This is a genomic window from Actinomycetospora endophytica, assembly GCF_021026375.1.
Classification (GTDB): domain Bacteria; phylum Actinomycetota; class Actinomycetes; order Mycobacteriales; family Pseudonocardiaceae; genus Actinomycetospora; species Actinomycetospora endophytica.
Genome location: NZ_JAJNDB010000005.1, coordinates 566,676 through 579,054, shown reverse-complemented (window position 1 = coordinate 579,054; position 12,379 = coordinate 566,676). Strand labels below are relative to the sequence as shown.

Here is a 12,379-nt window from a genome sequence, read left to right as displayed (position 1 = left end):
GGAAGATCGTCGAGAAGTACAAGGTGACGATCCTCTACACCTCGCCGACCGCGATCCGTTCGCACATGAAGTGGGGCCCGCAGTACGCGCAGTCGCGGGATCTGTCGTCGATCAGGATTCTGGGTAGTGTCGGTGAGCCGATCAACCCGGAGGCCTGGGAGTGGTACCGCGAGCACGTCGGCGGCGGCAAGGCCCCGATCATGGACACCTGGTGGCAGACCGAGACCGGGCACATCCTGATCACCCCGCTGCCCGGGATCACCACGCTGAAGCCGGGGATGGCCCAGGCGCCGTTCCCGGGGGTGGCGACCGAGATCCGCGACGACGAGGGTCACGCGTTGGGGGCGAACCAGCCGGGGAACCTGGTGCTGACCCGGCCGTGGCCGGGGATGATGCGCGGGCTGTACAAGGACGATGCGCGGTTCCGGGAGACCTACTGGTCGAAGTACTCGGATGCCTATTTCGCGGGGGACGGCGCGAAGTACGACGACGACGGCGACATCATGTTGATGGGTCGTATCGACGACGTCACCAACGTCTCCGGGCACCGCATCTCGACCTTCGAGGTGGAGTCGGCGCTGGTCGAGCACGAGCTGGTGGCGGAGGCCGCGGTGGCGGCGCGCAAGGACCCGGACACCGGGCAGGCGATCGTGGCGTTCGTGTCGCTGGTCGGCGACAACACCGGCGACGACGAGCTCAAGCAGGTGCTGCGCGAGCACGTCGCCAAGCAGATCGGCAAGCTGGCCCGCCCAGCGGAGTTGATCTTCGCGGCGGATCTGCCGAAGACCCGGTCGGGGAAGATCATGCGGCGGTTGTTGAAGAACATCGCCGAGGGTGAGGAGCTCGGCGACACCACCACCCTGGTCGACCCGACGGTGGTCACCGAGATGCAGAAGCAGGTCCAGAACTCCTAGGTGCGACTTCGTCGCTCGTGAGCACTAATTGATGCTCTGGCATCAATTAGTGCTCACAGGCGCGGAGCGCACCCAGTGGTCGCCGCTGGGCGATCTGTCCCGGGATCCGTTCACGAAGGCGGTTCGAGTCGTTACGGTGCGCGACAGCCACGTCGTCGCCCGTACCGGACCTCTCCTCCGCACGGGCGCCCACACGAGAGGACGACCCGGGTGACAGCCACGCTCCTGAGCCGAGAACGGTCCATCGCACCACCCGGATGGAGCCGGTGGCTCGTCCCGCCGGCGGCGCTCGCGATCCACCTGTCGATCGGGCAGGCCTACGCCTGGAGCGTGCTCAAGACGCCCGTCCAGACCTCCCTGCACACCAGCGCGGTCGGGTCGGCGCTGCCGTTCCAGGTCGCGATCCTGGTGCTGGGGCTCTCTGCGGCGTTCGGCGGCACGACGGTGGAGCGGCGCGGGCCACGCTGGTCGATGATCATGGCGGCGATCTTCTGGGGCGCCGGCTTCCTGGTCGCTGCGCTCGGCATCGTCGCGGGCCAGCTCTGGCTCGTCGTCGTCGGGTACGGCGTGATCGGCGGGATCGGGCTCGGCCTCGGCTACATCGCCCCGGTGTCGACGCTGATCAAGTGGTTCCCCGACCGCCCCGGGCTGGCGACCGGGCTCGCGATCATGGGCTTCGGTGGCGGCGCTCTGGTCGCCACCCCGCTGTCGACGGCGTTGCTGTCCGCCTTCGGGAAGACCGGCGGCGGTCTGGCGCTGGTCTTCGTCGCGCTGGGCGTGATCTACCTGGTCTGGATGCTGCTCGGCGCCGCGCTGGTGCGGCTCCCGCGGGCGTCCGAGGGCGTCGCGGCCGAGACCCCGGTGCCCCAGGGCGGCGTCCCGGCGGCATCCGCGCTGAAGACCCCGCAGTTCTGGCTGCTCTGGGTCGTGCTCTGCTTCAACGTCACGGCGGGCATCGGCGTGCTCGAGCGGGCCGCGCCGCTCTACCAGGACTTCTTCGCCGGCATGTCGACCCCGACGGTGCTGGCGGCCGCCGGAACCGCGTTCGTCGCGCTGCTCTCGCTGGCGAACATGCTGGGCCGCTTCCTGTGGTCGACGGCCTCGGACGCGGTCGGCCGCAAGAACATGTACCGCATCTACCTCGGTGTCGGCGCGCTGCTGTACCTGCTCCTCCTGCTCATCGGGCCCGGAAACAAGGCCGTGTTCCTGATCGCGACACTGCTGATCCTGTCCTTCTACGGCGCCGGCTTCGCGACCCTGCCCGCGTACCTGAAGGACCTGTTCGGCGTCTACCAGGTCGGCGCCATCCACGGCCGGCTGCTCACCGCCTGGTCGGTCGCGGGTGTGCTCGGGCCGCTGATCGTCGACGGCGTCGTCGACGCGAACAGCGGTTCCGGCGGCAGCCCGGCCAGCCACTACACGACGGCGTTCGTGATCATGATCGTGCTGCTGCTGATCGGGTTCGTGTGCAACGAGCTGATCCGGCCCGTCCCGGAGCGACTGTTCATCGACGGCACGGGTGCTGCCGCCGAGGTCGAGGAAGGTGTGGCCCGATGACCGACCCCACGGCCTCCCGAGGCGGCTCGCAGACGGTGCTGCTCGTCGTCTCGTGGCTGATCCTCGTCATCCTCCCGCTGCTCTACGGCGTGGTGGAACTGATCGCGAAGCTCGGCGCGCTCTTCAGCTGAGGAGGTGCGCTGACGCGCTCGTGAGCACTCATTGGCGCCAGGGCGTCAATGAGTGCTCACAAGCGCGGAGCGCACCTACACCGCCTCGGCCTCGGTCCTCGCCGGCGTCGGGGCACCGTCGGAGTGGGACGGCTCGCGGGTGCCGAGCAGCATCGCCAGGGCACCGATCACGGCGAGGATGCTCATCGTGATGAAGCCGCTGGTGAATGTCCCGGTCCCGGCGACGATGAACCCCATCGCGAGCGGCGCGACGATCCCGGCGAGCGCGAACGCCGCGTCGGCGAACCCGGCCGCGGTCGCGGGCTGAGACGGCTCGGCGTCGATCGAGGCGACCCACCAGATGCCGCCCGTGACGAACCCGAAGCCCACGCCCGCCGAGATCGAGATCAGCGCGACGGTCAGCGTCGGGTCGAGGAAGACCGGGATCAGCGAGGCGCCCGAGAGCAGCAGCGCGACGCCCATGATCGTGAACCGGCTGCGGACGCTGCGGGTGCGCCGGTAGATCCGGTCCACGAGGAATCCGCCGATCAGCGCGCCGACGATCCCGACCGCCCACGGCGCGATCGCGAACGCACCGACGGCCTTGAGGCTCAGCCCGAACGCCGTCGAGAGGTACTGCGGGAGCCAGTACATGAAGCCCCAGAACATGAAGCCCCACGAGAAGTAGCCGACCGCGACGATCCACAGGTTCCGGTTGGTGAACAGCGAACGCCAGTCGGTGCGCCGCGGTGCGGACTGCTGCTCGGCGGCGTCCTGCCCGGCCGCGATGAGGGCACGCTCGGCGTCGTTGACGCGGCGCGAGTCGTCGGGGGTCGACGCCAGCAGCCCGGCGGCGACGACGGCCCAGAGCAGACCGAGCGCGCACATCGTCCAGAACATCCCGCGCCAGCCGATGGCGCCGATGAGCTGGGTGAGCAGCGGACCGGCGATGAGCAGGCTGCCCGAGACCGCGACCCCGCCGATCAGCGAGAGCGCGAACCCACGCTCGGCGCGGGGCAGCCACCGGCTCGCGGTGCGGCTCGCGGCCGGGAACGCCGGCGCCTCGGCCGCGCCCAGGACGAGGCGGATGAGCAGCAGGCCGACGAACCCGCCGGCCAGCGGGGTGAGCGCGGTGCACAGCGAGAACAGCAGGATCGCGGTGAGCAGCACCCGCCGCGTCCCGAAGCGGTCCACGAGCGGGCCCGACAGGAAGGCGAAGACCATGTAGCCGATCGCGAAGACGCTCGAGACGATGCCGTACTCCGCCGTCGAGATCCCGAATTCCTTCTGGAGCGGCGTGACCGCGTACGAGATCGCGCTCCGGTCGATGTAGTTGATGACGATCAGAGCGACGATCAGCGCGATCGTGGCCCACCGGAACCGGGTCGGCATGGTCTTCACCTGTCGAGGAATGTTCGTTCCGTTGAGAGAAACGAACGACGAATAACGTCGGAGGTCGAGAATGGCCGGACTTCGACTATGAGGTCAAGGTCAGCGGAAGAAGCGCCGAGGCCAATTCGAGAATCGTTCCGCTGATAGGAACGACTCAGGTCCGAAGTGCCCCGGACAGGCGTGCGCCGAGGTCCGCGGGACGCAGGTCGCCCCGCAGCTCCCACACCAGACGGGCCATCTCGGCCGCCTCACCTGCCCCGACCGACCGCGCGGCGTTGCCCGCGAACTTGGTCTCGTGCTCGGCGGCCGACAGCGGCCGTCCCGGCCCGCCGCGGTTCTCCCGCACCCGCTCGGTCACCGTCTCCCCGGAGCGCAGGTACGCGGTGAGCACCGCCGGGAACTGGTGCGGGAAGCCGGCCGTGGCCTCGTCGTCGGCGACGACCTCGACCCGCGCCGCCAGCGCCAAGCGCTCCGGGGAGGCCGCGGCCTCGTCGGAGAAGTCCGCGTGGAACACCCCGAGCCCCTCGCCGTCGTCCGAGCCGCACAGCGCCGCCGCGACGGTGTAGGGCCCGCTGAACGCCGCGTGATACCCGGACTGCGGATGGATCTTCGCCGCCCGAGGCTCCGCGATCGTCCGCAGCACCGGCGCGGGGGCACCCAGGACGAGCCGCTCGACGTCGTCGGGACGGATCCCCCGCGCCCGCAGCGCCAGCGCGGCGTCGATGCCGGCGTGGGTGAAGTGGTTGCAGGGGTAGGGCTTGAAGAAGATCCCCGGCGTCTCCCACCGCGAGCCGAGCTCCTCGGTGACCGCCTCGATCCGCACCCGGTCCCCGCAGAACGCGCGCAGGAACCCGAAGCCGCCCTCGAGCACCGTCGGGGGCCCGGTCAACCCGTGCCGCGCGAGATCGGCGGCGGCCACCCCGGCGTGCGCGGCCCAGCCGCAGTGCACCCGCTTGATCGTCCCGCCGGTGCGGTTGGCCTCGATGACGCCGCTGCCCATGCTCGCCGCGATCCCGATCGCCGAGGTCAGCTCGTCCGCCGAGAGTCCCCGCAGCATCCCGGCGGCGAGCGCAGCACCGACCGCCCCGCAGATCGCGGTCGCGTGCTGGCCCCACTCGAAGAACACCGAGGTGCCGGCGGCCTCGTCGTACCCGGCCATGCCGAGCCGGCAGGTGAGCTCGACGCCGACGGTGGCCGCGTCGAGGAACGCCGGCCCGCTCGCCCCGGTCGCCTCGGCGACCGCGAACGCCGCGGGCAGCACCGCCGACGACGGATGCAGCACCGACGGCAGGTGGGTGTCGTCGAAGTCCAGGCTGTGGGCGAGCGTGCCGTTGACCAGCGCGGCCGACGGCGGCGGGAGCCGGTCGCCGGTGGCGAACGAGGTGGCCGCGCCGGTGCCGCCCCAGTCGTCGACGACGGCGGAGACGATGCGGCCGGGGTCCTCGGCACGGGCGGCCAGGCAGTTGCCGAGGAGGTCGACGGTGCGGGCGGCGAGGTCGTCGCGCAGGTCCGCGGGAAGGCCCTCGACGGCGACCCGGGCGGCGAGGTCGGCGACCTGCTGGGCGGGAGTGCGGTCGTCGGCGCCGCGAGGGGAGGATTCGGTCGCTCTAGCCGCGCGAGGGTTCCCCTCGTGCGAGGGGGGAGCGACGGCGGGGCGGCTCATGCCAGCACCGCCACCGGGCGCACGGGGGAGCCGGTGCCGCCGACGATGCGCAGCGGCGCCATGACGAACAGGAACTCGCCGAGCCCGGCCTCCGAAGCGTCCTCCAGCGCCAGGTGCTCGACGATGTGGATGCCGTGCTCCACGAGCAGGATCCGGTGCACCGGGAGCTCCCGATGGCCGGCGCCCGGCGGGATCCGTTCGAACGCCGTCGTGTCCGACCCCGCCGCGATCACCCCCCGCTCGGCCAGCCACCGCGCCCCGCTCTCGTCCACCCCCGGCACGCCGTCGGCCTGGCCGAGGTAGGTGGCCGCGTCGCCGAAGTGCCGCGCCCACCCGGTCCGCACCAGCGCGACGTCCCCTCGGCCCGGCTCGGCGTCGGCGCGCTCGGCGGCCGCGGCGAGGTCGTCGGCGGTGACGCCCTCGCCAGGACGGAGCACGTCGACGCCGCGGGTGGCGGCCACGTCGAGCAGCACCCCGCGCGTGATCATCGGCGGGATGCGCTCCGCGCCGTGCTCGCGGTGCAAGCCCCCGACCTGCGACTCCATCGCGTCGACCCCGCCGTGCAGGCAGCCCTCGTGGCTGACGTGGGCGAGCGCGTCGACGTGGGTGCCGACGTGTCCGCCGGTCACGAGGATCTCGTTCGAGGCGGACCCGCCGTCGGGACGGACCATGTCGCCGTGGCGGCGGATGAGCGTCATCCGGAAGCCGGGGTGGTTCGGCGAGCACGGCATGCCGGTGAACAGCGGCTGGCCGAGCTCGATGGTCTGTAGCCCGCCCGCGACGGCGTCGAGCAGGGCGCGGGTGGCGGTGGTCGGGGCGCTCACGGGGTCTCCCTGGGGTCGGCGGGGACAGCGCGGTCGAGGACGGTGCGGGCGCCGGCGACGACGGCGGGGTCGACGAAGCGGCCGTCGGCGTCGCGGTAGGCGGTCTCGCCGTGGGCGGCCGCCTCGTCGAGAGAGGCCAGCAGCGCCCGGGCCCGCGCGAGGTCGTCGTCGGAGGTGGTGAAGGCCGCGTGCACGACCGGGATCTGGCGGGGGTGGATCACCGAGCGGCCCCAGAACCCGCGGTCGCGGGCGGTTCGGGAGTCGGCGGCGAGGCCGTCGAGGTCGGGCAGGTCGGTCCACACCGGGGCGAGCGGTGACGGCAGGCCCGCGGCCCGGCAGGCGACCACGACCCGCTGGCGCGCCCATTCCAGGGCGCCCCGGTCGGCGACGCGCAGGTCGGCCGCGAGGTCGGCCTCGCCGAGGGACAGCGCCGCGACCAGCGGGTGCGCGGTGGCCAGCGCGTAGGCGCGCTCGACGCCCAGCGCGGACTCGAGCAGCAGGTGCAGCGGGTGGCCGAGCTGGTCGGCGAGGCGGGCGATCGCGTCGGGGTCGGCGGCCTTGGGGACACGGACGCCGTCGACGGCGGCCCGCGCCAGCACCGCGGCGTCGTCGGCGCCCCAGGGGCTGTCGGGGGCGTTCATCCGTACCCACAGCGGTCGGGCGCGATCGGTGAGCGCCTCGACGGTGCCCCGAGCCTCGGTTTTCGACCCCGGCGCCACCGCGTCCTCGAGGTCGACGACGACGGCTTCCGCCTCTCCGACCAGCGCTTTCGCGACGAGATCGCCGCGGTGCCCGGGCACGTAGAGCCAGCTGCGCGCGACGCCCAGACCGGTGCTCACACCGCCCCGCTCGCCCGCAGGGACGCGAGCCGGTCGTCGTCCACTCCGTGTTCTGCCAGCACCTCGGCGGTGTGCGCGCCCAGCGGCGGGCCGGACGTGCGCACCCGGCCGGGGGTCTCCGAGAGCCGGAACGGGACGTTCTGCATCCGGACCGGGCCGAGCTCGTCGTCGTCGACGGTCACGACGCTCTCGAGCGCCGCGTACTGCGGGTCCGCGAGCACGTCCGCCGCGGTGTAGATCGGGGCGACCGCCGCCTCGGCCTTCTCGAACGCGTCGACCACCTCGTCGCGGTCGCGCTCGGCGATCCACGCCCCGACGGCGGCGTCGAGCTCGTCGGCGTGCTGCGCGCGGGACCAGCCGGCGGCGAACCAGGGCTCGTCGATGTAGTCCGGGCGACCCACCAGCCGCATCACCCGCTCGGCGATCGACTGTGCGCTCGTCGACACCGCGACCCAGCGGCCGTCGGCGCACTCGTAGGTGTTGCGCGGAGCGTTGTTCGAGGAGCGGTTGCCGTGGCGGGGCTGCAGCTCGCCGAGCTGGTCGTAGGCGATCAGCTGCGGGCCGAGCACGGTGAGCAGCGGCTCGATGATCGCCATGTCGACGACCTGCCCGCGGCCGGTGGTCTCCCGCGCCCGCAGCGCCGTCATGATCGCGAACGCCGTGGTCAGCGCGGTGACGCCGTCGGCGAGGCCGAACGGCGGGAGGGTCGGGGGGCCGTCGGGCTCGCCGGTGATCGCGGCGAACCCGCTCATGGCCTCGGCGAGGGTGCCGAACCCGGGCCGGTTCGCGTACGGGCCGGTCTGGCCGAAGCCGGTGACGCGGGCGACGACGAGGCCCGGGTTCCGCTCCTGCAGCACCTCCGGGCCGATGCCCCAGCGCTCGAGCGTGCCGGGTCGGAAGTTCTCGATGACGACGTCGGCGTCCGCGGCGAGCTCGCGGAAGATCTCCTGGCCTTCCTTCGTGGACAGCACCAGGGTGATCGAGCGCTTGTTCCGGCCGAGCATCTTCCACCACAGCCCGACGCCGTCCTTGGCCGCGCCGTGGGTGCGCGACGGGTCGCCGCGCGGGTGCTCGATCTTGATGACCTCGGCGCCGTGGTCGCCGAGGAGGGTCGCCGCGAGCGGGCCGGCGAACAGGGTGGCGACGTCGAGGACCTTGAGCCCGGCGAGCGCGCCGGTCCCGTGCGCGGTCGGGTCGTCGGGGCTGGTCATCGAGCCGTCCTCTCCGGGGTTGCGACGACGGGTGCGCCGGCGTGCGCGGCCATCGCGGGCGCGCGGCGCGGGGCGGCGCCGAGACGGTGCGAGATGCGGTCGGCGACCGCGACCACGCGGGGCGCGATCGCGGCGACGAACTCGTCGGTGACGCGGTAGCGCGGCCCGCACACCGAGATGGCGCCGAGGACCTCGCCGGACACCCCGAACACCGGAGCGGCGACCGACCCGGCGTCGGCCTGGCGCTCCCCGGCGGAGGCGGCGAAGCGGCGTTCGACGATGCGGTCGAGCTCGTCGCGCAGGGCGTCGGGGTCGGTCACGGTGCCCGGGGTGAGGGCGGCGAGCCCGCCGGCGAGGACCTCCTCGCGCTCGGCGTCGTCGAGGAACGCGAGCATGCACTTGCCCGAGCTGCCGGCGTGCAGCGGGAACCGGCGGCCCAGCTCCACGGTCATCTTGATCTCGTGGGTCCCGACGACCTGGTCGAGGTAGACCCGCCCGTGCGGCACCGGCGTGGAGAGCGTGACGGTCTCCTGGGTCGCGTCGCGCAGTTCGCGCAGCAGCGGCAGCGCGGCGCCCCGCAGGTCCGACTCGCGCAGCGCCCGCGCCCCGATCGCCGCCGCGGCCGGACCGAGCCGGTACTCGTGGCTGACCGGGTCCAGCGCGACCATCCCGCGGCTGACCAGCGACACCAGGATCCGGTGCACGACGGCCTTGGACAGTCCCAGTTCCCGGGCGATCCGGGAGACCCCGAGCGTCGAGGGTCCGTCGACGAAGAGCAGCAGCACGTCCGCCACCCGCGACGTGCCCTCCGTGCCGCCACCCACCTCGGCCACCGTCGGCCACCTCCGTGAAGTCCGTACCGCTGATCGAAACGCAGCGTGACCCGCTGGACCGTCGAACGTCAAGTGTCACCGCAGCACCGTTGCTTATCCGGCCCCGGCCTGCTCAGATGACGGACGAACGCCGAACCGGAGCGTTTCTTCCAGCGGAACGGAGTCAGCGGATGGCCGACGTCGACCTCCTCGTGGCGGGCGCGGGCGGTGGCCTGGCCGGCGCCCTGCGCGCCGCCGGGGCGGGCCTCGACGTCGTCGTCGCGGAGGCGAACCCGCACTTCCGGCGCGGCAACAACACCGCGATGTCGACGGCGATGGTCCCGGGCCCGGGGAGCCGCTGGCAGCGCGCCGCAGGCATCGAGGACTCCCCGGAGCGCTTCCTCGCCGACGTCGCCGCGAAGACCCACGGCGAGGCCGACCCCGCCGTCGCCGGGACCCTCGCCCGGGTCGGTGCTCCGCTGGTGGAGTGGCTGGCCGATCACGTCGGGCTGCCGCTCGAGCTCGCCGACGTCGACTACCCCGGGCACTCGGTCCGCCGCGTCCACACCGTGCCCGGTCGGCACGGGTCGGCGCTGCTGCGGGGACTCCTCGACGCCGTCGAGGCGGAGCCGCGGATCGACCTGCTGGTGCCGGCGCGGCTCGTCGAGATCCTTCCTGACGACGGGGCCTGGCGGGCCCGTCTTCGTCGTCCCGACGGCGGCGTCGAGGAGTTGACCGCCCGCGCGGTCCTGCTCGCGACCAGCGGCTACGGCACCGACCCCGACCTCGTCGCCACCCACCTCCCCGAGATCGCCGACGCCGCTTATCACGGGTCGGAGTACGCGACCGGCGATGCGCTCTCTCTCGCCGGTGCGCACGGCGCCGCGGTCCGGGCGCTCGACGCCTACCAGGGCCACGCCGGGCTCTCGGCCGCCGCGCGGACGCTGGTGACCTGGACGACGGTGATGGCCGGCGCGGTCGTCGTGGACGCCGAGGGCCGGCGCTTCGGCGACGAGACCGTCGGCTACTCGGAGTACGCCGCGATGCTCGCCGCCCGGCCCGGGGCACGCGGGTGGGTGGTGCTCGACGCGCGCATCGACGCCGACACGCAGGGCTTCCAGGACTACCGCGACGTCGTCGAGGCGGGTGCGCTGCGCTGGGCGGACACGGTGCCCGAGCTGGCTGCTCGGATCGGAGTCGACGCCTCGGTGCTCGCCGCGGAACTGGACGACGCGGCCGCCGTCGCACGCGGTGACTCGCCGGTCGACCGGGTCGGCCGCCGTCGGGTCGCCGCCCCGCTCGAGCCGCCCTACGCCGCCGTCGAGATCGTCCCGGCGCTCTTCCACACCCAGGGCGGGCTCGCCGTCGACGCCGACGCCCGGGTGCTCGCCGCGTCCGGGGAGCCGCTGGGCGGTCTCTACGCCTCGGGTGGTGCGGCGGTCGGGATGTCCGGCCACGGCGCCGCCGGTTACCTCGCGGGCAACGGCCTGCTGCCCGCCCTCGGCCTGGCCTACCGGGCCGCCGACCACCTCGTCGCCGTCAGCGCTGAGAAGGAGATCCCCGCATGACCCACGACCTCGTCGTCCGCAACGTCCGCGTGGTGCGGCCGGGAGTGGAGGAGGCGCCGCTCGCCGACATCGCCGTCGACGACGGGCGCATCACCGCGGTCGGTGCCGACCTCGGCGCCGACGCCACCGAGGTCCACGACGGGCGCGGGCAGCTCGCCTTCCCCGGCGTCGTCGACGCCCACCAGCACTGGGGCATCTACAACCCGCTGGCCGAGGACACCGTCACCGAGAGCCGGGCGTGCGCGCAGGGCGGCGTCACGACCTCGCTGACCTACATGCGGACCGGGCAGTACTACCTGAACAAGGGCGGCTCGTACGCCGAGGTGTTCCCCGAGGTGCTCGCCGCCTCGGAGGAGCGCTCCCACGTGGACTACGCGTTCCACCTCGCGCCGATGCAGGCCAGTCACATCGACGAGATCCCGATGCTGGTCGACGAGCACGGCGTCACGTCGTTCAAGATCTTCATGTTCTACGGCAGCCACGGGCTGCACGGGCGCTCCAACGCCCAGAACGACTTCCTCATGATCCCCGAGGGCGAGCGCTACGACATCGCGCACTTCGAGTTCGTCATGCGTGGAATCCAGCGGGTGCGCGAAGCCCGTCCGGACATCGCGGATCAGATCTCGCTCTCTCTGCACTGCGAGACCGCGGAGATCATGACCGCGTACACGAAGATCGTCGAGGAGGAGGGGCGGCTGACCGGGCTCGAGGCCTACAGCGCATCTCGCCCGCCGCACTCCGAGGGGCTCGCGGTGACGATCGCGTCCTACCTCGCGCACGAGACCGGGCTCCCGACGATCAACCTGCTCCACCTGTCGTCGGCGAAGGCGCTCGAGGCCGCGATGCTGATGGCCGGGGCGTTCCCGCACGTCGACTTCCGCCGCGAGGTCACCGTCGGGCACCTGCTGGCCGACGTGCACACCGCCGACGGCATCCGCGGCAAGGTCAACCCGCCGATCCGCCCGCGCGAGGACGTCGAGGCGCTGTGGCGGCACGTGCTCGCCGGCGACGTGTCGTGGGTCGTGTCCGACCACGCCTGCTGCAAGGAGGCGACGAAGTTCGGGGACGACCACGAGGACGTGTTCGCGGCGAAGTCCGGGTTCGGCGGGACGGAGTACCTGCTGCCGGGGCTGGTGGGCGAGGGGCTCAAGCGGGGGCTGGGGCTGGGCCGGATCGCCGATCTGGTTTCCGGTGCCCCGGCCCGGCGATTCGGGTTGGGCACGAAGGGCGACCTGGCGCCCGGGTTCGACGCCGACATCGCGCTCGTCGACCCCGACACCTCGTGGACGGTGGACCCGGCCGCGTCGGAGTCGACGCAGGAGTACAGCCCGTTCCGCGGGTTGGAGATCGGCTCGACGGTGACGCGGACGTTCCTCCGGGGTCGGACGGTGTTCGCGGGCGGGTCCGTCGTCGGGTCGCCCGCGGGGCGCTACCTGAAGCGGCCCACGTAGGTGCGCTTCGCGCTCGTGAGCACTAATTGACGTCAGGG

At 72.9% G+C, this 12,379-nt stretch carries 11 protein-coding genes; 5 read left to right on the top strand and 6 right to left on the bottom strand.

Translation table 11 applies throughout. The annotated features are described in order from the left end of the window. The 3 genes from LQ327_RS23700 to LQ327_RS34205 form a co-directional block, all read left to right on the top strand. On the top strand, positions 1-914 hold a 914-nt coding region (locus tag LQ327_RS23700; RefSeq protein WP_230738229.1), incomplete at its 5' end, for an AMP-binding enzyme. Positions 915-1,124: 210 nt separating this feature from the next. Continuing rightward, a complete protein-coding gene (locus LQ327_RS23695) occupies positions 1,125-2,471 on the top strand; it encodes an OFA family MFS transporter (protein WP_230738228.1) in 1,347 nt (448 codons plus the stop codon). Further along, entirely contained in the window at positions 2,468-2,602 is a 135-nt protein-coding gene (locus LQ327_RS34205) for an MFS transporter small subunit (RefSeq protein ID WP_269070674.1), read from the top strand. The genes LQ327_RS23695 and LQ327_RS34205 overlap by 4 nt, the downstream gene beginning before the upstream one ends. Before the next feature lie 75 nt (positions 2,603-2,677). Here LQ327_RS34205 and LQ327_RS23690 read toward each other — a convergent pair whose 3' ends face one another. From LQ327_RS23690 to LQ327_RS23665, 6 genes are all read right to left on the bottom strand, one after another. Further along, the gene (locus LQ327_RS23690; RefSeq protein WP_230738227.1) at positions 2,678-3,973 is read right to left on the bottom strand and encodes an MFS transporter; all 1,296 of its coding nucleotides are present in this window, start codon (positions 3,971-3,973) and stop codon (positions 2,678-2,680) included. Between the two features lie 154 nt (positions 3,974-4,127). Further along, a complete protein-coding gene (locus LQ327_RS23685) occupies positions 4,128-5,636 on the bottom strand; it encodes an MmgE/PrpD family protein (protein WP_230738226.1) in 1,509 nt (502 codons plus the stop codon). Continuing rightward, entirely contained in the window at positions 5,633-6,460 is an 828-nt protein-coding gene (locus tag LQ327_RS23680; protein WP_230738225.1) for a cyclase family protein, read from the bottom strand. Before LQ327_RS23680 ends, LQ327_RS23685 begins: the two co-directional genes overlap by 4 nt. Beyond that, positions 6,457-7,299 carry an HpcH/HpaI aldolase/citrate lyase family protein gene (locus tag LQ327_RS23675; protein WP_230738224.1) on the bottom strand — a complete coding sequence of 281 codons (843 nt, stop codon included), beginning with the start codon at positions 7,297-7,299 and terminating at the stop codon, positions 6,457-6,459. The genes LQ327_RS23680 and LQ327_RS23675 overlap by 4 nt, the downstream gene beginning before the upstream one ends. Further along, the gene (locus LQ327_RS23670; RefSeq protein WP_230738223.1) at positions 7,296-8,510 is read right to left on the bottom strand and encodes a CaiB/BaiF CoA transferase family protein; all 1,215 of its coding nucleotides are present in this window, start codon (positions 8,508-8,510) and stop codon (positions 7,296-7,298) included. The genes LQ327_RS23675 and LQ327_RS23670 overlap by 4 nt, the downstream gene beginning before the upstream one ends. Continuing rightward, positions 8,507-9,343, bottom strand: coding sequence for an IclR family transcriptional regulator (locus tag LQ327_RS23665; RefSeq protein ID WP_230738222.1), 837 nt, complete (start codon positions 9,341-9,343; stop codon positions 8,507-8,509). The genes LQ327_RS23670 and LQ327_RS23665 overlap by 4 nt, the downstream gene beginning before the upstream one ends. Before the next feature lie 170 nt (positions 9,344-9,513). Here LQ327_RS23665 and LQ327_RS23660 point away from each other — a divergent pair, with 170 nt between their 5' ends. Both LQ327_RS23660 and LQ327_RS23655 read left to right on the top strand, forming a co-directional pair. Then, complete coding sequence (locus tag LQ327_RS23660; protein ID WP_230738221.1) at positions 9,514-10,890, top strand: FAD-dependent oxidoreductase; 1,377 nt, start codon at positions 9,514-9,516, stop codon at positions 10,888-10,890. Continuing rightward, positions 10,887-12,341, top strand: coding sequence for a dihydroorotase (locus LQ327_RS23655; protein WP_230738220.1), 1,455 nt, complete (start codon positions 10,887-10,889; stop codon positions 12,339-12,341). Before LQ327_RS23660 ends, LQ327_RS23655 begins: the two co-directional genes overlap by 4 nt. Positions 12,342-12,379: the final 38 nt, after the last annotated feature.

Bases quoted from the DNA above. Each gene is read 5' to 3' on its own strand.
- LQ327_RS34205 (WP_269070674.1), top strand. From the start codon at position 2,468: ATGACCGACCCCACGGCCTCCCGAGGCGGCTCGCAGACGGTGCTGCTC.
- LQ327_RS23690 (WP_230738227.1), bottom strand. From the start codon at position 3,973: ATGCCGACCCGGTTCCGGTGGGCCACGATCGCGCTGATCGTCGCTCTG.
- LQ327_RS23685 (WP_230738226.1), bottom strand. From the start codon at position 5,636: ATGAGCCGCCCCGCCGTCGCTCCCCCCTCGCACGAGGGGAACCCTCGC.
- LQ327_RS23670 (WP_230738223.1), bottom strand. From the start codon at position 8,510: ATGACCAGCCCCGACGACCCGACCGCGCACGGGACCGGCGCGCTCGCC.
- LQ327_RS23660 (WP_230738221.1), top strand. From the start codon at position 9,514: ATGGCCGACGTCGACCTCCTCGTGGCGGGCGCGGGCGGTGGCCTGGCC.
- LQ327_RS23655 (WP_230738220.1), top strand. From the start codon at position 10,887: ATGACCCACGACCTCGTCGTCCGCAACGTCCGCGTGGTGCGGCCGGGA.